The following is a 20,358-nucleotide window of genomic DNA, read 5'->3' on the forward strand; positions in this document are numbered from 1 at the left end:
GAGCGCTATTGGACGTCCAGTCCGATGTGCCAGACTGCACGGCATGACCGATTCGTCGCGTGCGTCCCGGCGGCTGGCCTCCGCGATGGCCACCATGGGCACCCTGCACATGATCGCCCCGAAGCCGTTCGACGCGCTCATCCCCGAGCGGCTGCCCGGCAGCGCGCGGACGTGGACCTACCTCAGCGGCGTCGCCGAACTCGGCTGCGCCGCCGCCGTCGCCCACCCGCGCACCCGCAGGGCCGGCGCGCTCGCGACGGCGGCGCTGATGGCGGCGGTCTTCCCGGCCAACGTGAAGATGGCGCGCGACTGGCGGCACCGCCCGCTGCCGCTGCGCGCCGCCGCCTACGGCCGCCTCCCGCTCCAGGCCCCGATGATCGCCTGGGCGCTGCGCGTCGCCCGCGACGCCGCCTGAACCGGGGGCGCGCCGCGCCGCGGAGTGAGATCATTTCTCGCGGCGACGCGACGACGAGGGCCGGTGAACCGTGGAACCACTCCGTCCGGAGGACCCCGCAGAGATCGGCGGCTACCCGCTGCTGGCCCGGCTCGGCGCGGGCGGCATGGGGCAGGTCTACCTGGGGCTGACCGGCGGCGGGCGGCACATCGCCCTCAAGGTCATCCGGGAGGACTTCGACGGCCCGCAGGCGCTCGCGCGCTTCCGCCGCGAGGTCGCGACCGTCGAGCGGGTGCGCACCCGGTTCGCCGCGGCGATGGTCGGCGCCGGGCTGGACGCGCCGCCGTACTGGCTGGCCACCGAGTACGTGCCGGGCCCGACGCTCCGGCAGGCCGTCGCCCAGCACGGGCCGGTCCCCGCGGACACCTGCGTGCGGCTCCTCGCCGCGCTCGCCCAGGGGCTGCGGGAGATCCAGCGGCAGGGCGTCCAGCACCGCGACCTCAAGCCGGGCAACGTGATCCTCGCCCCGGACGGGCCCCGCCTGATCGACTTCGGCATCGCGCGCGGCGAGGGCCAGACGCAGATCACCCAGACCGGCGCCTGGAACGGCACTCCCGGCTACGTCGCGCCCGAGGTCGTCCGCGAGCAGCAGCCCGTCCCAGCGTCGGACGTGTTCTCGCTCGCCGGCACCATCGCCTACGCCGCCACCGGGCGGCCGCCGTTCGGCGGCGGCCGCATCGAGGGCGTCCTCCACCGCACCCTCAGCGGCGACATCGACGTGGACGGCGTCGACCCGCGCCTCGCCGACCTCGTCCGGCAGTGCGCCGCGAAGGAGCCGGAGGACCGCCCCACCCTGGAGCGGCTGCTCGAACTGGCCGCGGACCCGGTCGCCCTGTCCGGCGACCCCGAGTACCGGCGCCGGGTCGGCGCCCCGCCGCCGGTGCCCGCGAGCGTCACGGACGCGGTCGCGTCCGGGCTCGTCCCGGCGGAGCGCACCCGGACCGGTCCGGGCGGCGGGCGGCGCTCCCGCGCCGCCGTCATCGGGGCGTCGGCCGGGGTGGCCGTCGTCGTCCTCGCGACCGCCGTCGTCGTCCGGCTGACCCTCAACGGCGGCGGCGACCCGCCGGACGATCCGCAGGCCGGGAAGACCGGCACGGTCCAGGGGGCGACCGGCTCGTCCGCCGCGTCGGGGAGCCCGCAGGCGGGAGGCCCGCAGCCGGGGAGGACCGCCGGCCCGGACGGCCGCCCACCGGACGACGTCCTGATAAAGCAGCCCACCGCCGACTTCGACAAGCTGGAGTACTCCCAGAAGGACTTCCGCTGCCTGCCCGCGATCCGGGTCCAGCCCGACGACGAGCGTTACTCCGGCCAGTTGCAGGTCTCGGCGCCGCGCCAGCCGTACAAGGGGAAGTCGGTGAAGTTCGGCATGCGGTTCAAGTACGCGCGGCCGTCCGACTACTACCTGGCCGCCCAGGTCCGCCAACCGGGGCCCTGGGGCAGTGCGGGGCCGGCCTGGGTCGTCAGCAAGCCGCACCTGTACCCGGAGGGCGAGGCGGGGGAGCAGGGGTTCGACCTCACCTACCCGAACGACTTCCGCGAGAGCAAGACGGGCGGGACGGGCCCGCTGTCCAAGGGCGTCTGGACCATCGTGTGGATGCACGTCCGCCCCAACGGCGACGCCTACTACCTCGGCTGCGACGGCTTCACGGTCCCGTGAAGCCGCCGCGGCCGGCTCGGTCAGCGGTCAGCGGACGGCGATGACGGCGGAACCGTGCCCGAAGAGGCCCTGGTTCACGGCGATGCCGGCGCGGGCGCCGTCGACCTGGCGGCCCTCGGCCTGGCCGCGCAGCTGCCAGGTCAGCTCGCAGATCTGCGCGATCGCCTGCGCCGGGATCGCCTCGCCGAAGGACGCGAGGCCGCCGCTCGGGTTGACCGGGACGCGGCCGCCGAGCGCCGTCGCGCCGGAGCGCAGCAGCTCCTCCGCGCCGCCCCGCTCGCACAGCCCGATGTCCTCGTACCAGTCGAGTTCGAGGGCGGTGGACAGGTCGTACACCTCGGCGAGCGACAGGTCCTCGGGGCCGAGGCCCGCCTCCTCGTAGGCGGCGTGCGCGATCGCGGAGCGGAACGGGCGCTCCGGGACGGCGGCGGTCATGGCCGAGTCGGTCGCGAAGTCCGGCAGGTCCAGGACGGTCTTGGGGAACGTCGGCGTGACCGTGGAGACCGCCGGGATGCGCACCGGGTCGGCGATCCCGTGCCGCCGCGCGAACTCCATCGACGTCAGGACGAGCGCGGCGCCGCCGTCGCTGGTCGCGCAGATGTCCAGCAGCCGCAGCGGGTCGGCGACCACGGCGGACGCGCGGACGTCCTCGGCGGTCACCTCTTTGCGGTACCGGGCGTTCGGGTTGCCGAGGCCGTGCCGCGCGTTCTTCACCTTGACGGCCGCGAAGTCGTCGAGGGTGGCGCCGTACATGGCCATCCGGCGGCGCGCGTACAGGGCGAAGTAGATCGGGTTGGTCGCGCCCAGCAGGCGGAACCGCAGCCAGTCGGGGTCGTCCGGGCGGTCGCCGCCGACGGGCTTGAAGAAGCCCTTCGGGGCGGCGTCGGCGCCCACGACCAGGGCGACGTCGCACAGGCCCGCGAGGATCTGCGCGCGCGCCGTGCCGATGGCCTGCGCCCCGGAGGCGCACGCCGCGTAGCAGCTCGACACCCGCGCGCCCGACCAGCCGAGCGCCTGCGCGAACGTGGCCCCCGCGATGAACCCCGGGTACCCGTTGCGGATGGTGTCGGCGCCCGACACGTACTGGACGTCCGGCCACGACAGGCCCGCGTCCGCGAGCGCGGCCCGCGCCGCCGCGAGCCCGTACTCGACGAAGTTGCGTCCCCACTTGCCCCACGGGTGCATGCCCGCGCCGAGGACGGCGATGTCCCTGCTCATTCGCTCGCTCCGCTCGCCGTGACGGGCCGCCACATCCAGACGGTGTACTCGGCCTCGTCGTCCTCGTACAGGACGCCTTCGGCCAGCTCGACCTCCATGCCGACCTCCAGGTCGTCCACGGTGTGGCCGGGGACGACCTGGCCCAGGACGACCATGCGCTCGGTTTCGAGCTCGACGGCCGCGACCGTGTAGGGGACGAACGGGTCCGGGGAGACGTACGGGGGCGGCGGCTTGTAGCGCGAGTCGGCGTACGACCAGATGCGCCCGCGCGCGGACAGGGCGTACGGCTCCAGCTCCGAGCCGTCCTTCGGTCCCGTGCAGCCGGGGTTGCGGCATGCCAGCTCGTTGCGCGGGAAGTACGGCGTTCCGCACGACGAGCAGCGGGTACCGAGCAGGCGGACGTCGCCGTCCGCGGTCGTGTACCAGCCCTCGACGGCCGGACGACGGTCCTTGGTCGTGGTCACGCGGCCCTCCTCGTGTCTTCTCGGCGAGAGTACCAATCAAACAATCGTTAGAAAGAATGCGCGCCCGGTGACCGGGACGGAATCCCCGGCCCAGCTAACTGACTCGTCAGTCACTTCGCTACAGTAAACCGAGTCGGATTCTGCCCACCGCCCACAGGGGCGAGCGAGTAGGGAGCGCGGATGCGGACTGGTCTTGAGGGAAGGACGGCCCTGGTCACCGGGGCGTCCCGGGGCATCGGGAAGGCGATCGCGGCCGCGTTCGCCGCCGAGGGCGCCAACGTGGTGCTCTCGTCCCGCAAGCAGGAGGCACTCGACGAGGTCGCCAAGGAGATCGCCGCGGCCAGCCCCGGGGTGGGGGTGCTCGCCAAGGCGGCGCACGTGGGCCACGCCGACGAGGCCGCCGCCTGCGTGGACGCGGCCGTCGCCGAGTTCGGCGGCCTCGACATCCTGGTCAACAACGCGGGGACGAACCCGTACTACGGCCCGATGGCGGACATCGAGCCCGCCGCCGCCGCGAAGACCGTCGAGGTCAACCAGTTCGCGATCGTCCAGTGGACGCAGCTCGCGCTGCGCGCGTCGCTCGCCGAGCGCGGCGGCTCGATCATCAACATCGCGTCCGTCGGCGGGATGATCACCGAGCACGGCATCGGCTACTACAACGTCACCAAGGCCGCGGTGATCCACCTCAGCCGGCAGTTCGCGATGGAGCTGGCGCCCAGGGTGCGGGTGAACTGCATCGCGCCGGGCCTGGTCAAGACGCACCTCGCCCGCGCCCTGTGGGAGCCGAACGAGGCGGAGATCAGCAAGCACATGCCGCTCGGCCGCCTCGGCGAGCCCGCGGACATCGCGAACGCGGCCGTGTTCCTCGCGGGCGACGCCTCGTCCTGGATGACCGGGCAGACCATGGTCGTGGACGGCGGCGCCACCATCCGCCCGTCGATCGCCTAGGAGGCGCGCATGTCACGCTGGGGACTGACCATTCCGCTGACCGGCGTCCCGCTGGGCGAGCACCGGGAGATCCTCGCCGAGCTGTCCGGGCTCGGCTACACCGACGCCTGGTCGGCCGAGACGAACGGCACCGACGCGTTCACACCGCTGGCGCTCGCCTCCCAGTGGGGCCCCGAGCTGCGCCTCGGCCCCGCGATCGTGCCGGTCTACACGCGCGGGCCCGCGCTGCTGGCCCAGCAGGCCGCGACCCTCGCGGGCCTCGCGCCCGGACGGTTCGTGCTCGGCATCGGCACCTCGTCCGACACGATCGTCCAGCGGTGGAACGGGATCCCGTTCGACGAGCCGTACAAGCGCGTCCGCGACACGCTGCGGTTCCTCCGCAAGGCGCTCGCGGGGGAGAAGGTGAAGGAGGAGTACGACACCTTCGCCGTCAAGGGCTTCAAGCTGGACAACGCGCCCGCGGTGCCGCCGCCGATCGTCCTCGCCGCGCTGCGCCCCGGCATGCTGCGGCTCGCCGCGCGGGAGGCCGACGGCGCGATCACCAACTGGCTGGCGCCGAAGGACGTCCGGACCGTCCGCGGCGAGCTGGGCGACGGGCCCGAGCTGATCGCGCGGCTGTTCGTGTGCCCGACGGCCGACGCCGAGGAGGCCCGCGCGATCGGCCGCTGGATGATCGCCGCGTACATGACGGTCCCCGTCTACAAGGCGTTCCACGAGTGGCTCGGACGCGGCGAGGCGCTGCGCCCGATGAACGAGGCGTGGGCGGCGGGCGACCGGAAGAAGGCCCTGGAGGTCATCCCGGACGAGGTCGTCGACGACCTGATCGTGCACGGGTCGCCCGAGGCGTGCCGGGCCCGCCTCCGCGAGTACGTGGACGCGGGCCTGACCACCCCGGTGCTCGCGGTCGTCCCCGGCGGCGGCCTGTCCCCGGCGGAGGCGGTGCGGGCGCTGGCCCCGAACGCGGGCTGAACCGTTCGTTCGGGTCACGTCGCGAGGTTTGCCGCCACCGCGATCGGGGAGGGTGGGGCAGATCCGAAAGAGAACGACAGAGACGTGAGGAGCTGATCGTGCTCACGCTGACCAGCGGTGCCGTCCAGGTCATTCGCACTGTGACCGCGAACCCGGAGCTTCCGCCGGAGACCGGCATCCGCATTGAGTCCGGGCTCGACGGCTCGGACGCTCTGCGGCTCTCGGTCGCCCCCGCCCCCGAGGCAGGCGACCAGGTCGTCGAGGAGGAGGGGGCCAAGGTGTACCTGGAGCCCACGGTCGCCGAGATGCTGGACGACAAGACGCTCGACGCGCAGGTCGACCCGCAGGGCGACGTGGCGTTCACCATCGCCGAGGGGACCGAGGGGACCCCGACCTGACGTGGCGGACGAGACCCGGACGCGCCTCGCGAGGCGCGTCCGGGTCTCGTGCCGTCGGGCGCGGGGGCCCGTTCCGCGGCCTGTCCGGCCGCGGTCCGTTCAGCGCCGTCCGTTCAGCGCGGTCTGTTCAGCGGTGGTCTGTTCAGCGGTGGTCTGTTCAGCGCATCGCCGTGACGACGGCGACGACGGCGAACACGAACGCCGCCGTGGTGAGGATCATGAAGGCGGCGATCACCGCGCAGGCCAGGCCGCGCGGCTGGTCGCGCCAGGTTCCGTAGCGTTCGCGCACCTGCCGGTCCAGTTCTTGCCGGGACGGCCGCCTCGCGTCCGGGGGGTCGGGCGAAGGCGGGGTCGTCACGTCCGCCAGTCTCGCAGATCCCCTACTCGGAAAACGTCGGATGCGGGCCGAGGGCCCAGTACTCGTAGAGGCCGTGGCCGGTCGCCGCCCCGGTGGGCTCCGCTCCGTCCAGGTACTCGTAGCGGCCGACCGCGTCGACCATGCCCCACATGCGGGCCGCGTCGTCCGGCTTGCGGGTGTCGTAGGTGACGCCCTCCACCTTGAGGTCGGGCCCCTGGTACATGCCGTGCTTCCAGCCGGGCTCCAGGCCGTAGCCGGTGCCGACCATCATGTGCACGGGCAGGATCGGCGTCGCCCTCACCTCGAACGGCTCTCCGCCGGGCGGTGCGAACCGGAGCGTGGCGGTGACCACGTCGCGGGTGCCTTCGGCGTATTCGGGACGGTATTCGGGTCGTCCCAGGTACTCGGCCTCACGGTCGGGCCAGACGCGGGTGGCCTCTTCCAAGATGCGGCGGCCCTTCTCGTCCTCCTGGATGATGCAGAGGATCGTGTGGTCCTCGAACTGCATCGGCGTGTACAGCCAGTAGAACGTTCCCGCGTTCTTGACCTGGATGCCCGGCGGCTCCGCCTCGCCCACAGGCCGGATGCCCCAGGACCGGTCCCGCGAGCCCCACCAGTGGTCGGGCGTGACGTCGATGGTCTCGTCGTCCACCGTGATGGTGCCGGTCCAGCAGCCGGTCTGCGCGAGGCGCCGCGAGTCGAAGACGACGCGTTCCTGCCAGCGCAGGTAGTGCGGGGGCTCCAGCGTGGCGGGGATCGACCCCTCCCAAGTGAGGTCGAACGCCAGGCCGTGCTCGTTCTCGTCCAGGACGACCCTGAGCCGCTTCAGCCCCTCGATGACCTCCACGCGGAACGGCCCGACCGCGGTGTCCATCCGGTCGTTCCCCAGCTCGCGGGACGCCCGGACGACCTTGTGCACGGGCCCGCGCCGGACGACCGCGAACGCGTCCATCACCCCGAGGTTCGGGTACTGCCCGATCCCGATGATCAGCATCAGCTCGTCCGAGCAGGGGTGGACGTTGAAGTAGTACCGGTCGTAGAAGTTGCGGTCGGACGTGGTGACGTGCCGCATCACCTCCGGCGCCTGGTGGATCGGGTAGTCGTCGAGCGGTGACAGCGTCACTGGTCCCCTCCGAGGATGCGGGCGAGCAACCGCGTGCAGTTGTTGTCGTAGGGAAAGTCGGACGCCTCGTCGATCCAGCCGAAGTCGATCATCGCCTGCCCGATCCGGGCCATGACCACCGCGAACTTGAAGCCGGAGAGGATCTCGTAGTACGCCATGTGCCGCATCGGGCGGCCGAGCAGCTCCGCGTAGCGGGCGACGGTCTCCGCGTGGGGCGGGAAGCCGTCCAGCCGGGCCGCGCCGACGCCCTCGGAGTGGTGGCGGTCGAGGAACAGGAACCAGGCGAGGTCCTCCTCGGGGGCGCCGAGCGTCGCGGTCTCCCAGTCCAGGACGGCCGCCGGCGCGCCCGCCCGGAAGATCACGTTGCCGATGCGGGCGTCGCCCCACAGCGCGACCGGCTCGTCCGGCTCCGCGGGCCGGTTGGCCTTCAGCCATTCGAGGGCCTTGAGCGCGGTCTCCTGCGGCCCCTTGTAGGCCCAGTGGAGGTAGTGCTCGTAGTAGCCGAGGCGCTGGCCGAGGCCGGTCGCGCCCCATTTCGGCTGGTCGAGGAAGCCGAGGCCGAGCTCGCGGACGTCCAGCCGGTGCAGGCTCGCGATGATCTCCAGCGTGGACCACCACATCGCGGCCCGCTCGTCCGGCGCGACCTCGGTGACCCAGCCGTCCATGTGGTACGGCGGCATGTCGGTCGGGACGCGGCCGCCGACGCGTCCCATCACGAAGAACGGGGAGCCGAGCACGTCCGGCGACGGCTCGTACCAGCGGATCGGCGGCACGGGGATCGCGGTGCGCTCGTGCAGGACGCGCATCAGCCGGTACTCCTCCGCGAACCGCGGCTCGGGGAAGATCTGGTACTTCGCCGGGGCGACCCGCGCGACGAGCCGCTCCCGCCGCGGCCGGCCGCCGCCGGTCCACTCGGCGTCGAACATGAGCGTCTCGTTCGAGAACCCGCTGGTCTCCGGGGTCTCCACGTGGGGGATCCGGACGCCGGGCAGGTGCCGGTCCAGCCAGCCCGCGAGAGCGCTCCTGGTGATCTCGGGGTCGCGTTGGTCGGGAACGGGCATCGCCGCCTCCTTGCGCCGGATGGCACCCAAAGTAGAACGTGTTCTATCAACGGCCCGTGGGGTGGTCAATGGGTGCGGCCGCCCGGCGTGAAAAAATCGCCGGATGCGTCTCACCAAGCTCGGACACGCCTGCGTCCAGATCACCCGGGACGACCGGACGATCGTCATCGACCCCGGCTCGTTCAGCGACGCGTCCGCCGCGCTCGCCGCCGCCGACGCCGTGCTGATCACCCATGAGCACTTCGACCACTTCGACGCCGGCGCGCTCCGCGCCGCGATGGCCGAGCGCCCCTCGCTGGACGTCTGGACGTCCCGCGTCGTCGCCGAGAACCTCGCCGACCTCGGCGGGCGCGTCCACCAGGTCGGCCACGGCGACGCCGTCACCGTCGCCGGATTCGACGTCCACGTCTACGGCGAGGACCACGAGATCCTGCACCCCGACGTCCCGCCGATCCCGAACACCGGATTCCTCGTCGACGGCGAGGTCTTCCACCCCGGCGACGCGCTGACCGTCCCGTCCGAGCCCGTCCCGACGCTGTGCCTGCCGGGCAACGCGCCCTGGCTGAAGGTCCCGGAACTGTTCGAGTACACCCGCGCGGTCGGCCCCGAGCGCGCCTTCGTCATCCACGACGGCCTGCTGAACGACATCGGCCTCACGGTGATGGAGACCGCCGTCACCAGGGCCGGCGATGAGCTGGGCAAGGAGTTCCGCCGGCTGACCCCCGGCACCTCGGTGGAGCTGGCCGCGAAGTGAACCGACCCCCTTCCCCCCGGGCCGTCCAGGCCGTGTTCTTCGACATCGGCGAGACGCTCGTCAACGAGAGCGAGATCTACGGGCGGTGGGCCGACTGGCTGGGCGTGCCGCGGCACACGTTCCTCACCAAGCTCGGCGCGGTGCTCGCGACCGGCGGCGACCACATGGACCTGTTCGAGTACTTCCGGCCCGGTTTCGACCTGGCGGACGAGCAGCGGCGCCGCACGGCGGCGGGCGTCCCGAACGGGTTCGGGCCGGACGACCTGTACCCGGACGCGCGGGCGTGCCTGTCCGGCCTCCGCGACCAGGGGCTCTACGTCGGCATCGCGGGCAACCAGCCGGTCGAGGCGGCCGCGCAGATGGCCGCGCTCGGCCTCGACGCGGACGTCGTCGGCATCTCCGACGTGTGGGGCGTCAGCAAGCCGTCCCATGAGTTCTTCGAGCGCTGCGCTCAACTCGCGGACGTCCTGCCCGACCGCGTCCTGTACGTGGGGGACCGCATAGACAACGACGTCCGGCCCGCCTTGGCGTACGGGATGCGCGCGGCGTTCCTGCGACGCGGCCCCTGGGGACACATCCAGGAGGACGACGACGCGCTCCGCGACTGCCTGTTCGTCCTGGACGACCTCGTCGGCCTGCCGAAGCTCGTCGCCGAGTACAACGCCCCGTAGCACGCCCTTAGGGGACGTCCCCTAATCCCCGAGTATGGGGCCGGAACGGGACGAACGGCGGATGTGGAAGCACCTGTCCGGTTCGTACCGTGGAGAACGTGGCCGCGAAAAGCCGCGGCCGTGTTCACCGCTCGACGAATCGGGGAGAGAAGAACTCATGAACGGCCTCTACCGTCCGCGCAACGATCGGATGATCGCGGGTGTCTGCGCCGGCCTCGCACGCCGGTTCGGCATGAGCCCGGGGACCGTCCGGGTCCTCTTCGTCCTGTCCTGCCTGCTGCCCGGCCCGCAGTTCGTCGTCTACCTGGTCCTGTGGGCCATGATGCCGAACGAGGACCGCTACATGGCGGGCGCCCGCTAGCTCAAGATCATCGATAGCGCTCGACCGGGCCCGCCCTTGGGTGTTAGATCGGGGCACCGGCACCGGACCTTTCCGCCGTCCGGTCGCCGAGGCGGGGACCGCCGGGAACGAGGGGGTCCGTCCCGCCGCGGGAAGGGGAGGAGCCACGGTGCCCGAGGCGCGCGAGGCCGAGCATGCGGCGCGGCTGCTGGGGTTCCTGCGCGACCTGGCGCGGGCCCGCCGGCGCCCGTCCCGCGACCTCGCCGACCACGACCAGGTCCACTGGCTGGCCGAACTGCCCGGCGACGTCTACGTGGAGGCGGACGCCGGGCCCGGCGACGTGCTGTTCAGCGTCCCGGTCATCCCCCTCACGCCGCCCGTCGTGCTGGAGGAGTTCGACGGCTGGCTCGCCCTCCGCAACTGGTACCGCGTCCTCCGCGAGCTCTCCGACGAGGAGGTCGTGCTCGCGACCGGCCTGCTGTCGTGGCGCCCGGCCGTCCACGACCACCTGCTGAGCACGCCCGTCCGGATCGTCGTCGACGACCGGACGGAGCGCGTCGACGTCGTCCTCGCCGGGCACACGACGCTGCGCGACCGGGAACTGCTGTCCGGCCACCCGGGATTCCGGCCCGCCGGCTGGGTGGCGGACGCCGTCCAGGCCGGGCAGGGTTTCGGGCTGAACGCATCGGTCGGGGACGTCCTCCGGAAATGGTGCCAGGTGGCGCTGACCGGCCCGGCCGACTACCGCGAGGACTGGAAGCCCGAGACCGGCGCCGGCCCGCCCGCGCCGCGCATCCGGCTCGCGCCCGCCCTGGTCGTCCGGCCGCCGGGCCGCGCCGCCATCGCCGACCAGCACGCCAGGCTGCTGAGCCTGCTGCCGCGCGGCGTCCCGGAAGGGCTGGCGCGGCTCGTGTCGCCGTCCGGGAGACCGCAGGTCATGCACATCCCGGAGCGTGCGCCGGAGACCGTCCCCGACCTGCTCGCCGGGCTGCTCGCGCGCGGCCACCGGGTGCTCGTCGCCACCTCCGGGCCCGCCGCGTCCGGCGCGCTCCGCGCCGCCCTCCCGCCCGGCCTCGCCGCGCTCACGGCGACCGACCCGGCCGGCGGAGCGCGCGTCGCCGACGCGATCCGCGCGGCCGAGCCCGACGTCGCCGCCGCGGCCGGACGCGAGAAGGCCGCCGCCCGGCGGGTCGCGGAGCTCACCGAGCGCCGCCGCGACGAGCCGGCCGAACCCGCGCCGGACCGGCGCGCCGAAGACCCCGACCTGTCGTGGATGCCCGTCCGGCCGGACATGCCGCCGACCCCGCCGGTCTCCCGGGCCGAGGCGGCGGAACTCGTCGTCCTCCTCGCCGAGGAGAGCGCCGAGCGCAAGGCCCGCACCGCGCAGCGCGACGTCGACCCGGGCGCGCTGCCGAGCGCCGCCTACGTCAGCACCCTGATCGACGCGGAGACCGCCGCCGCCGAACGCGCCGAACGCGCCAAGACCGAGCTGTCCCAGCACCTGCGCGACAGCGACGTGACCCTCCTCGCCCGCCTGGACGCCGACGCGTCCGTCGTCGCCGCCGCGCTCCGCGACCTCGGCATGGACGGCCACCCGGGCGGCTGGAACCCGGCCGACCTCGCCGTCCGCGCGTTCGGCGACGCCCTCGCCGAACGCCGCCCGCTCATCTGGTCCCGCGTCGTGGAGATGACGTCCCGCGCCCAGTGGGCCGAACGCGCCCTCGCCGAACTCGGCGCCCACACCGTCGAGCTGCCCGCCGACGCCGACCTGCGCGGCCTGGCCGCGGCCGCGCACGACCTGCGCACCCACCTCGCGGGCGGCGGCGCCCTCAAACGCGGCCCGCTCCGCTCCGCCGCGCAGCGCCAGGCCGAACCGCTCCTCGCCACCGTCACCGTGGACGGCGCCGCGCCGACCACGCCGGAACTGCTCGACCTCGTACACACCGACCTCATGGTGCGGATCACCTGCCGCGAACTCCAGTACGTGTGGGAGGCCGCCGGCATCTCCTTCCCGGCCGACCTCCCGCCCGCCGAACGCATCGCCCGGTTCGTCCGGGCCCACGCCCGCCTCGCCCGCGTCCGCGACGCCATGCCGGCCGTCGACTCGACGCGCCGGCTCCTCGAACGCGGCGGGTTCGGCGTCCCGCTCATCCACCCCGTCCAGTGGCACACCTACGCCGCCGCCCTCCGCAACGCCCTCGAAGGTCTCGGCGTCACCCGCGCCACCGCCGACCTCGACGCCCTCCGCGACTCGATCGGCCCCGTCGACGCCGACGATCCCCCCGAGCTGGCCGCCGCCGTCGCCGCCGTCGACGCCCGCGACGCCGCCGCCTACGGCCGCGCCCTCGGCGGCCTCGCCGAGGCCCGCCACGAACGCGCCCTGCAGATCCGCTGCGGCGAACTGCTCGCCCGAGTGCGGGCCGTCCACCCCGACCTCGCCAACCTCCTGATCGCCACCGACGGCGACGACGCGTGGCAGACCCGCACCCGCCGCTGGGACGACGCCTGGGCCTGGGCCCGGGGCACCCCCGCGGCCCCGCCGCCGGTCGACCGCGCCCGCGCCGACCTCGCCGCCGCCGAAGAGGACCTCCGCTCCGCCCGCGCCGCCCTCACCACCGCGCGCGCCTGGGCGGCCGCCGTCGAGCTCGCCGACGTCCCCGCCTGGATCCTCCCGCTCTGGCGCATCCCGGACGTCCTCCCGCCCGCCCCCGGCTCCTTCGACGCCGTCATCGTCGACGGCGAACACGAGGCCGGCGCCGAGGCCCTCTTCATCCTGTGGCTCGCCCCCCGGGCCATCCTCGTCGGCCCGGCAGGCCCGGACCTCCCCCCGCCCGAGGGCCCGCCCCCCACGACGCGCCTCCCGTCCCACCTCCACGAGGCGATCACCCCGACGACGTCCCTCTTCACCGCCCTCACCACCCTGACGCGTCCACCCGCGCACGAGGACGAACGCGCCCCCCGCGCGCCGACGCCGGAGGAAGACCAGACGTCCGGGGACCGCGCACCAGAACAGCGCCCGGCTCCTCCCCCCGAACCCCCCGCCCCACCGGCCGAAGCCGTACCCCGGCAACCCCCGCCCGCACCCGCACAGCGTCCCCCCGCGCAGCCGCAGCGCCCATCTGCGCAGCCGCAGCGTCCGCCCGCGCAGCCGCAGCGCCCATCTGCGCAGCCGCAGCGTCCGCCCGCGCAGCCGCAGCGCCCATCTGCGCAGCCGCAGCGTCCGCCCGCGCAGCCGCAGCGCCCATCCGCGCAGCCGCAGCGTCCGCCCGCGCCTGGGCCGATGGCGGGCGCACCGCGGGACGGGCGGGACGGCCCGTCCGCGCCGCCCCGGCGGCCGGGCGCTCCCGCACGTCCCGGCGGGGGACCGCCGCAGGAGTGGGACTGGAGCGCGCGGCCCTCCCGGCAGGGACGGCCCCGTCCCGAGGCCGGGCCGCCCGCCGAGCCGCCGGAGGGTCCGCGCCGGACGGGGCGGCGCGAGCAGGCCGGGCGTCCGCCGGAGCGGCGGCCGGGGCCCGCGAACGTCCCGCCCCGCCGGTTGGACGCGCCGCGCCTCGACCCGCGCGACGGCGGGCCGCAGCGACCGGGTGCGCGCGGACCGGCGGGACAGCCGCCCCGGCGCCTCGACGCGACGGGCCGCGAGCCGCAGCCGCAGGAGCCCGAAGCGCAGCCGCCGCAGCCGCCGCGATCGCCGCAACCGCCGCGCCGCGGCGCCCCGCCGCAACGCGGCGACGCTCCGGGGCAGGATCCGCGCGGTCCCGAGGCCGAGCGGCGCCCGCCCGCCGCGCCGCCTGACATTCCCGCCCTGTGGGGCAAGCCCGGCGCCAGGGCGGAGCAGCCGGCGCCTCCGGAGGCGGGCGAGGAGGCCGCCGGGCACGCCCAGGTCCGGCGCGGGCAGTCGATCGTCGGCTACAAGCGCCCCGAGCTGGTGGAGATCGTCGGCCACATCGCCGAACGGGAGCCGGACCTCACCGACGAGCAGATCGTCGAACTGGTCACCCGCCTCCTCGACTGCCCGGCGGACGAGGCCCTCCTCGTCGGCGCCCGCCTCCGCTACGCGGTCGAGGTCTACCGCGAGCAGTCGCCGGAGGAATAGGCGAGGTCCCACAATATGGAGAGCCCGGAACTGCTGAAGAGCTTGCAGGAGAGGGCTGCCCGCGGACAGCCCGCCGAACACGTCGAGGACGCCGGCGGATGGTGGCTGCGCCTCGCCCCCCATTGTTCGTGGTGGGTGGAAACGGTGCTGCCGCACGGCGACGTCCGGCCGGGCGAGCTGATCCGCAGGATCGCCGAAACAGAGAAGTTCTATGCCGCACATGACGCCGTCCCGCGCTTTCAGCTCACACCGCAGGTGTGCCCCGAAGGGCTCGACGCCGTACTTGAAAAGCGCGGCTATCGTCGGCACGGCTCGGTGTCGTTGCAGGTGGCGTCCGCTGCTGCCGTCTCGGGACGAGAGCCGGCGCTGAAAGTCCGGCTGGACGAACGTCCGACGCGCGAATGGTTCGAGACCTGGCAGGCCGTGAACGGTTATTCCCGCGCCGAATGGGAGATGCTCGCCCGTATCGACCGGTTGTCCGCCTACGCGTCCGCCCTGATCGGAGACGAGGTCGTCGCGGTGGGACGCGCGGTCGCCGACACAGGATGGGCGGGCGTTTTCAGCATGGTCACCCTTCCCCGAGCACGCGGAAAAGGCGCCGCGCACAGCGTGCTGACCGCCCTGTCCGATTGGGCCGCCGCGAACAACGCCGACCGCCTCTATCTCCAAGTCGAGCGGGATAACACCCCAGCGCTCCGGCTGTACGGGCGGGCGGGATTCGCCGAAATATGCACGTACCACTACCGCGACGCAGTGTGACGGCGGCTCTGCCGGGCCGCAGTCTGTTCTCCAACGGAGACCGTGAAGTCCGGCCGCGGGGAGGCGGTCTTCTCCAAAGTGCGTCAGGTGTCAGTGGATGTCTGTACAAATGTCTTGTGACGGAGTGGGACGAGGGGGCGTTGGCGCGGTTGCGGAGTACCGCGCATACGGGTGATGGCGATGCCGGTGTGCTGCGGGGGCGTCCGCTCAAGCCGGTGCTCCAGTACGCCGGGGACGTGCTCCTCGCCGCGCTCGCCAAAGGCGGGGACGAGTCGGAACGTGCCCGTGAATGCCTGAGCGAACTGCTCGAACGCGGGTTTCCGGGCGACGCCGAATTAGCGGCGGAACTCGCCGCCGCCCTCGGAGATCGTCCCGCCGAACCGCTCGAACCGCTGCCGGCCGACCTCGGGGCCGTGGCTGCGGCCATGGACGAAGGCGACCACGTCCTCGACCTGGAGCGCGGGGACGTCCTGCCGGTGTCCGAGGTCGTCGTGGAGGAGGCTCCCGGGCGGTGGCTGCCGGTCCCGCCGGGCGTCCTGCCCCGGGAGGAGGACGCCCGGCGGGGCGCGGCGCGGGCCTGGCTCGCGGAGCGGGGATACCGCCCCGTCCAGCGAAGCCTCTAGAGCGGCGACCGCGAACGGGTCGTCCCCTGCGTTGACCTGCGGCGTGTTGTTGTTATGGGCCTTGCCAAAGCAACAACACGCCGCAGGTCAACGCACCCGGTGAACCTGGGTGGGCGCCGCACTAGGAGGCGACGGTCAGGACGATCTTGCCCTGGATGTGGCCCCGTTCGGCCCGCTCGTGGGCCTTCGCGGCGTCGGCCAGGTCGTGGACGGAGTCGATGCCCGCGCGCAGGGTGCCGTCCTCCAGGAGGGCCGCCAGCGCCTCCATCTGGGCGCCGTCGGAGTGGACCTGCCCTCCCCGGAACTCGATGCCCCGCCGGGCGGCCTCCTCCCGGCGGTAGTCGCCGTGGAAGACGGGGCTGATCGTCCCGCCGTCCTTGACGACCTTGAGGAAGCGGTGCGCGCCGGGGCCGCCGACCGTGTCGACGACGAGGTCGGCATCGCGGACGGCGTCCTCGGCCGGCGTCGCCGTGTAGTCGAGGTACTCGTCGGCGCCGAGGTCGCGGAGGAACGCCTCGTGCCGGGACGAGGCGACCGCGATGACGTGCGCGCCGCGGGTCTTGGCGAGCTGGACGGCGAAGTGGCCGACGCCGCCGGCCGCGCCGTTGACGAGGACGGTCCGCCCGTGCGGCAGCCGGACGTGGTCGAAGAGGTACTGGTAGGCGGTCAGCCCGGACATGGGGACGGCGGCGGCGTGCACGTGGTCGACGGACGCGGGCTTGCGGGCGAGGTGGGCGGCCGGCGCGGTCGTGTACTCGGCGTAGGCGCGCCCGCCGGTCTCCAGGTCGGGGAACCGGATCATGCCGAAGACGGCGTCGCCCTCGGCGAACCCGGTGACGCCGGGGCCGGTGGCGGCGACGACGCCCGACGCGTCGGAGCCGGGCGTCCAGGGCAACGGGACGCCCGGGCGCTCCCACCTCTTCGCGCTGCTCGGCGCCGTCGCGTCCATCGCCGATGCGGCGCCCACGCTCGCGGGGCGCCGCGACCACCTGCTGCGCCTGGTGATGGACGGCCTCGCCGCGGAGCGCTGACCCCGCGGCGTCAGGAGCCGGGGCGCACCAGGGGGAACGGGATCGTCTCGCGGATGCTGCGGCCCGTCAGGGTGATCAGGAGGCGGTCGATGCCCATGCCCATGCCGCCGGCGGGCGGCATCGCGTACTCCAGGGCGCGCAGGAAGTCCTCGTCCAGTTCCATGGCCTCCGGGTCGCCGCCGGCGGCCCGCAGCGACTGCTCGGTCAGCCGCTGCCGCTGCAGGATCGGGTCGATCAGCTCGGAGTAGGCGGTGCCCAGTTCGAGGCCGAAGACGATGAGGTCCCACTTCTCGGCGAGCCGCGGGTCGTCCCGGTGCGGGCGGGTCAGCGGGGACGTCTCGGCCGGGTAGTCGCGGACGAACGTCGGCGCGAGCAGGTGCTCCTCGACGAGGGCCTCGAACAGCTCCTGGACGATCTTGCCCTGCCCCCACTGCGGGTCGGTGTTCAGCCCGTGCCGCTCGGCGAACGCCCGCACCGCCGCCGGCGGCGTGTCGGGGGTGACCTCCTCGCCGAGGGCCTTCGACACCGACTCGTAGACAGTGATCTCCTGCCAGGGCTCGGCGAGGTCGTACTCGACGCCGTCCCGGACGACGACGCTCGTGCCGAGGGCGGCGCGGGCCGCGTCCACGACCAGGGAGCGGGTGAGCGCCGCCATCGTGTCGTAGTCGCCGTACGGCTCGTACGCCTCCAGCATCGTGAACTCGGGGTTGTGCTTCTGCGACACGCCCTCGTTGCGGAAGTTGCGGTTCAGCTCGAAGACGCGCCCGACGCCGCCGACGAGCAGCCGCTTCAGGTACAGCTCGGGCGCGATCCGCAGGTAGAGCTGCATGTTGTAGGCGTTGATCCGGGTGGTGAACGGCCGCGCGGTGGCGCCGCCGTGGACGGGTTGCAGCATCGGCGTCTCGACTTCGAGGTAGCCGCGGTCGCGGAGCCCGTCGCGGACGGCGGCGACGGCGTCGCCGCGCATCCGCAGCATCCGGCGGGACTCGTCGTTCACGATGAAGTCGACGTACCGCTGCCGGACGCGGGCCTCCGGATCCGACAGCCCGGAGCTCTTGTTGGGCAGCGGGCGCAGGCACTTGGCGGCGAGCTTCCACGACGAGGCGAGCACCGACAGCTCGCCGCGCCGGGACGTCACGACCTCGCCGCGCACCCCGACCTGGTCGCCGAGGTCGATCAGCGCCTTCCACTCGTGCAGGGAGCCGTCGCCGAGGGCGTCGGCGGTCAGCATGATCTGCAGGTCGGCGGTCTCGTCCCGCAGCGTGACGAAGATCAGCCGGCCGTGCTCGCGGGCCAGCACGACCCGCCCGGCGACCGCGACGGACGTCCCGGTGCGCGCGTCCGGGGCGAGGCCCGGGAACCGCGCGCGGATGTCGGCGGCGAAGTCGGTGCGCTCGCAGCTCAGCGCGTAGGGCTCCATCCCGGCGGCACGGATCTGGTCGAGCTTGGCGTGCCGCACCCGCTCCTGCTCCGACAGCCGCCGCTGCGGGGCCCGCGCCGCGTCCGCCGCCTCCTCGATCTCCCGGATCCTGTCGGCGAGGTCGGTGGACGGGACCATCGCGGCGGCCCGGTCCAGCTTCGGGCGGTTGAAGCTCGGCAGGAACCCCTCGGCCCGCGCGTAGGCGAGGCCCAGCCGGATGAGGTGGCGGCCCTGCGTGTAGCAGATGAAGCGCGGACGCCAGTGCGGCAGGTACTTGGCGTTCGACAGGTACAGCGATTCGAGCTGCCAGAACCTCGACGCGAACGACAGGAACCGGTAGTAGAGCCGCGCGACCGGCCCCGCCCCGATCTGCGAGCCCCGTTCGAACGCCGACCGGAGCATCGCGAAGTTCAGCGAGAGCTGCTGCGCGCCGACCGCGGCGGCCTTCTCCGCCAGCTTGGCGACCATGTACTCGTTGAGGCCGTTCTCGGCGAGCCGGTCGCGGCGCATCAGGTCGAGCGACAGCCCGGCCCGGCCCCACGGGACGAAGCTGAGCAGCCCGCGCAGCTCCCCGTGCGCGTCGAACGCCTCGACCATGACGCAGCGTCCGTCCGTCGGGTCGCCGAGGCGGCCGAGGGCCATCGAGAAGCCGCGCTCGGTCTCCTCGCCGCGCCAGGCGTCCGCGCTGCGGATGAGCTTGGCCATCTCCCAGCCAGGGATCTGCGAGTGCCGCCGGATCCGGACCGTGTACCCGGCCCGCTCGACCCGCCGGACGGCCTGCCGGACCTGCCGCATCTCGCGTCCGTCGAGGTTGAAGTCGGTGAGGTCGACGATGGCCTCGTCGCCGAGTTCGAGCGCGTCGAAGCCGTGCCGCTTGTAGATGTGGGCGGCGCGCTCGCCGACGCTGACGGCGCCGGGGATCCACGCGTGCGCGCGGCACTCCTCCAGCCACGCCTCGATCGCCTGGTCCCAGGACTCGGGGTCGCCGAGCGGGTCGCCGCTGGCCAGCGAGACCGAACCTTCGACCCGGTAGGCGATGGCCGCCTTACCGTTCGGCGCGACCATGACGTCCTTGTCGCGGCGCAGCGCGAAGTAGCCGAGGGAGTCCTGGTCGCCGTACTCGGCGAGCAGGGCGCGCGCCGCCAGTTCCTCGCCGGGGGACAGGACGGGGTCGCGCCGCCCCGGCTTGAACAGCGCCCAGAACGTGACGATCATCAGCCCGGTGCCGAGGACCCACAGGATCGCGTCCACCCAGAAGGGCACGGACACGTCGATCGGCTTGCCGGTGACGCGCGGCCCGAGGACGGTCTGGGAGACCGCGTAGAGCGGGTGCGTCCAGAAGTCGCCGCTGCGGTTGCGGTCGGTGACGGTGACCAGGAACGTGCCGACCCCGCAGGTCACGATGAGGAGGCTGGTGAAGACGATGGTGGCGAGGCGGCGGTTGGCCCGGTCGGGCAGCGTGGTGAACTGGCCGCGCGCCGCGATCAGCAGGCCGAGGACGGCGAGGTAGACGGCGGCGGTGACGATCAGCCCGACGGGGGTCGACCGGTCCGGGTTGACCAGCGTGCTCAGCACGGCGGTGACGCCGAGCGCCGTGGGCAGGCAGAAGATCAGGACGAGGATGCGCCAGGCCGCCTTCTTGCGCCGCCGGACGCCCATCGACAGCAGGATCCAGAGCATCCCGATGGGGACGCTGGGGAACCAGCCGAGGTACCCGATCCAGCGCAGCGCCCAGATATCGGCTATCTCAAGGATGAGACCATAGGAGACCCATGCGAGCAGCGACAGGATCCCGGAGAGACGGGTGTACCAGAAGAAGATCGTCGGCGCGGCCTGGATCAGCCGGTCCCACTCGCCCCGCAGGCCGCCTGCGCGTCGCGGGTCGTGCTCCGTCATGGTCCCCCAGTCGCCGCGCGGTGTGGCTTTCTTCTTTTTACCGGGTGTCACGTCCATCGCGCTTTCGTCCGCCTGTGCTCGTCCGGCGGCGAACCTCGGGGTGGGGCCGGACGTCGTACGG

The 20,358-nt window shown here is 73.5% G+C and carries 19 protein-coding genes; 12 read left to right on the forward strand and 7 right to left on the reverse strand.

The genetic code is table 11. The annotated features are described in order from the left end of the window. Window positions 1-43 precede the first annotated feature (43 nt). Both ACA511_RS08490 and ACA511_RS08495 read left to right on the forward strand, forming a co-directional pair. Window positions 44-415: a hypothetical protein gene (locus tag ACA511_RS08490; RefSeq protein ID WP_375023499.1), complete on the forward strand. Its 372-nt coding sequence runs from the start codon at window positions 44-46 to the stop codon at window positions 413-415. A gap of 70 nt (window positions 416-485) precedes the next feature. Further along, window positions 486-2,111, forward strand: a complete 1,626-nt coding sequence (locus tag ACA511_RS08495) for a serine/threonine-protein kinase (RefSeq protein WP_375023500.1) — start codon at window positions 486-488, stop codon at window positions 2,109-2,111. A 27-nt stretch (window positions 2,112-2,138) separates the two neighbouring features. Here ACA511_RS08495 and ACA511_RS08500 read toward each other — a convergent pair whose 3' ends face one another. Together ACA511_RS08500 and ACA511_RS08505 are read right to left on the reverse strand one after the other, a co-directional pair. Further along, entirely contained in the window at window positions 2,139-3,329 is a 1,191-nt protein-coding gene (locus ACA511_RS08500; RefSeq protein ID WP_375023501.1) for a lipid-transfer protein, read from the reverse strand. After that, window positions 3,326-3,793, reverse strand: a complete 468-nt coding sequence (locus ACA511_RS08505; protein ID WP_375023502.1) for a Zn-ribbon domain-containing OB-fold protein — start codon at window positions 3,791-3,793, stop codon at window positions 3,326-3,328. The genes ACA511_RS08500 and ACA511_RS08505 overlap by 4 nt, the downstream gene beginning before the upstream one ends. Before the next feature lie 180 nt (window positions 3,794-3,973). Here ACA511_RS08505 and ACA511_RS08510 point away from each other — a divergent pair, with 180 nt between their 5' ends. The 3 genes from ACA511_RS08510 (at window position 3,974) to ACA511_RS08520 (ending at window position 6,108) form a co-directional block, all read left to right on the forward strand. Next, window positions 3,974-4,741 (forward strand): SDR family oxidoreductase, encoded by a 768-nt coding sequence (locus ACA511_RS08510; RefSeq protein WP_375023503.1) that lies wholly within the window; start codon window positions 3,974-3,976, stop codon window positions 4,739-4,741. 9 nt (window positions 4,742-4,750) lie between these two features. Next, the gene (locus tag ACA511_RS08515) at window positions 4,751-5,710 is read left to right on the forward strand and encodes an LLM class F420-dependent oxidoreductase (RefSeq protein WP_375023504.1); all 960 of its coding nucleotides are present in this window, start codon (window positions 4,751-4,753) and stop codon (window positions 5,708-5,710) included. Window positions 5,711-5,808: 98 nt separating this feature from the next. Further along, window positions 5,809-6,108 (forward strand): Fe-S cluster assembly protein HesB, encoded by a 300-nt coding sequence (locus ACA511_RS08520; RefSeq protein ID WP_138641067.1) that lies wholly within the window; start codon window positions 5,809-5,811, stop codon window positions 6,106-6,108. 157 nt (window positions 6,109-6,265) lie between these two features. On the opposite strand, the gene ACA511_RS08525 is transcribed toward ACA511_RS08520, so the two are convergent. Genes ACA511_RS08525 through ACA511_RS08535 form a run of 3 tightly spaced genes read right to left on the reverse strand, consistent with a single transcriptional unit; the run spans window position 6,266 to window position 8,650 of the window. Further along, the gene (locus tag ACA511_RS08525) at window positions 6,266-6,466 is read right to left on the reverse strand and encodes a hypothetical protein (protein WP_375023505.1); all 201 of its coding nucleotides are present in this window, start codon (window positions 6,464-6,466) and stop codon (window positions 6,266-6,268) included. 22 nt (window positions 6,467-6,488) lie between these two features. Continuing rightward, window positions 6,489-7,589 (reverse strand): hypothetical protein, encoded by a 1,101-nt coding sequence (locus ACA511_RS08530; protein ID WP_375023506.1) that lies wholly within the window; start codon window positions 7,587-7,589, stop codon window positions 6,489-6,491. Continuing rightward, window positions 7,586-8,650, reverse strand: coding sequence for a phosphotransferase family protein (locus ACA511_RS08535; protein WP_375023507.1), 1,065 nt, complete (start codon window positions 8,648-8,650; stop codon window positions 7,586-7,588). The genes ACA511_RS08530 and ACA511_RS08535 overlap by 4 nt, the downstream gene beginning before the upstream one ends. 103 nt (window positions 8,651-8,753) lie before the next feature. On the opposite strand from ACA511_RS08535, the gene ACA511_RS08540 reads away from it, so the two are divergent. The 6 genes from ACA511_RS08540 to ACA511_RS08565 all read left to right on the forward strand — a co-directional run bounded on the left by ACA511_RS08540 (window position 8,754) and on the right by ACA511_RS08565 (window position 15,890). Next, window positions 8,754-9,404, forward strand: a complete 651-nt coding sequence (locus tag ACA511_RS08540; protein ID WP_375023508.1) for an MBL fold metallo-hydrolase — start codon at window positions 8,754-8,756, stop codon at window positions 9,402-9,404. After that, on the forward strand, window positions 9,401-10,075 hold the full coding sequence (locus tag ACA511_RS08545; RefSeq protein WP_375023509.1) for an HAD family hydrolase: 675 nt from the start codon (window positions 9,401-9,403) through the stop codon (window positions 10,073-10,075). The genes ACA511_RS08540 and ACA511_RS08545 overlap by 4 nt, the downstream gene beginning before the upstream one ends. Window positions 10,076-10,232: 157 nt before the next feature. Continuing rightward, complete coding sequence (locus tag ACA511_RS08550) at window positions 10,233-10,436, forward strand: PspC domain-containing protein (protein ID WP_375023510.1); 204 nt, start codon at window positions 10,233-10,235, stop codon at window positions 10,434-10,436. A 148-nt stretch (window positions 10,437-10,584) separates the two neighbouring features. Then, on the forward strand, window positions 10,585-14,508 hold the full coding sequence (locus tag ACA511_RS08555; protein ID WP_375023511.1) for a hypothetical protein: 3,924 nt from the start codon (window positions 10,585-10,587) through the stop codon (window positions 14,506-14,508). Between the two features lie 15 nt (window positions 14,509-14,523). Further along, window positions 14,524-15,267: a GNAT family N-acetyltransferase gene (locus ACA511_RS08560; protein ID WP_375023512.1), complete on the forward strand. Its 744-nt coding sequence runs from the start codon at window positions 14,524-14,526 to the stop codon at window positions 15,265-15,267. A gap of 188 nt (window positions 15,268-15,455) precedes the next feature. Next, on the forward strand, window positions 15,456-15,890 hold the full coding sequence (locus ACA511_RS08565) for a hypothetical protein (protein WP_375023513.1): 435 nt from the start codon (window positions 15,456-15,458) through the stop codon (window positions 15,888-15,890). A 121-nt stretch (window positions 15,891-16,011) separates the two neighbouring features. On the opposite strand, the gene ACA511_RS08570 is transcribed toward ACA511_RS08565, so the two are convergent. Beyond that, window positions 16,012-16,785, reverse strand: a complete 774-nt coding sequence (locus ACA511_RS08570; protein WP_375023514.1) for an NADP-dependent oxidoreductase — start codon at window positions 16,783-16,785, stop codon at window positions 16,012-16,014. On the opposite strand from ACA511_RS08570, the gene ACA511_RS08575 reads away from it, so the two are divergent. Further along, window positions 16,691-16,921 carry a hypothetical protein gene (locus ACA511_RS08575; protein ID WP_375024739.1) on the forward strand — a complete coding sequence of 77 codons (231 nt, stop codon included), beginning with the start codon at window positions 16,691-16,693 and terminating at the stop codon, window positions 16,919-16,921. The genes ACA511_RS08570 and ACA511_RS08575 overlap by 95 nt on opposite strands. 10 nt (window positions 16,922-16,931) lie before the next feature. On the opposite strand, the gene lysX is transcribed toward ACA511_RS08575, so the two are convergent. Further along, window positions 16,932-20,237 carry a bifunctional lysylphosphatidylglycerol synthetase/lysine--tRNA ligase LysX gene (lysX, locus tag ACA511_RS08580; protein ID WP_375023515.1) on the reverse strand — a complete coding sequence of 1,102 codons (3,306 nt, stop codon included), beginning with the start codon at window positions 20,235-20,237 and terminating at the stop codon, window positions 16,932-16,934. Window positions 20,238-20,358 lie beyond the last annotated feature (121 nt).

Source organism: Actinomadura sp. GTD37 (genome assembly GCF_041951365.1).
In the GTDB taxonomy this organism is placed as follows: domain Bacteria; phylum Actinomycetota; class Actinomycetes; order Streptosporangiales; family Streptosporangiaceae; genus Spirillospora.

Bases quoted from the DNA above. Each gene is read 5' to 3' on its own strand.
- ACA511_RS08540 (WP_375023508.1), top strand. From the start codon at position 8,754: ATGCGTCTCACCAAGCTCGGACACGCCTGCGTCCAGATCACCCGGGAC.
- ACA511_RS08560 (WP_375023512.1), top strand. From the start codon at position 14,524: ATGGAGAGCCCGGAACTGCTGAAGAGCTTGCAGGAGAGGGCTGCCCGC.
- ACA511_RS08550 (WP_375023510.1), top strand. From the start codon at position 10,233: ATGAACGGCCTCTACCGTCCGCGCAACGATCGGATGATCGCGGGTGTC.
- ACA511_RS08515 (WP_375023504.1), top strand. From the start codon at position 4,751: ATGTCACGCTGGGGACTGACCATTCCGCTGACCGGCGTCCCGCTGGGC.
- ACA511_RS08575 (WP_375024739.1), top strand. From the start codon at position 16,691: ATGCCGAAGACGGCGTCGCCCTCGGCGAACCCGGTGACGCCGGGGCCG.
- ACA511_RS08490 (WP_375023499.1), top strand. From the start codon at position 44: ATGACCGATTCGTCGCGTGCGTCCCGGCGGCTGGCCTCCGCGATGGCC.
- ACA511_RS08535 (WP_375023507.1), bottom strand. From the start codon at position 8,650: ATGCCCGTTCCCGACCAACGCGACCCCGAGATCACCAGGAGCGCTCTC.
- lysX (WP_375023515.1), bottom strand. From the start codon at position 20,237: ATGACGGAGCACGACCCGCGACGCGCAGGCGGCCTGCGGGGCGAGTGG.
- ACA511_RS08510 (WP_375023503.1), top strand. From the start codon at position 3,974: ATGCGGACTGGTCTTGAGGGAAGGACGGCCCTGGTCACCGGGGCGTCC.
- ACA511_RS08500 (WP_375023501.1), bottom strand. From the start codon at position 3,329: ATGAGCAGGGACATCGCCGTCCTCGGCGCGGGCATGCACCCGTGGGGC.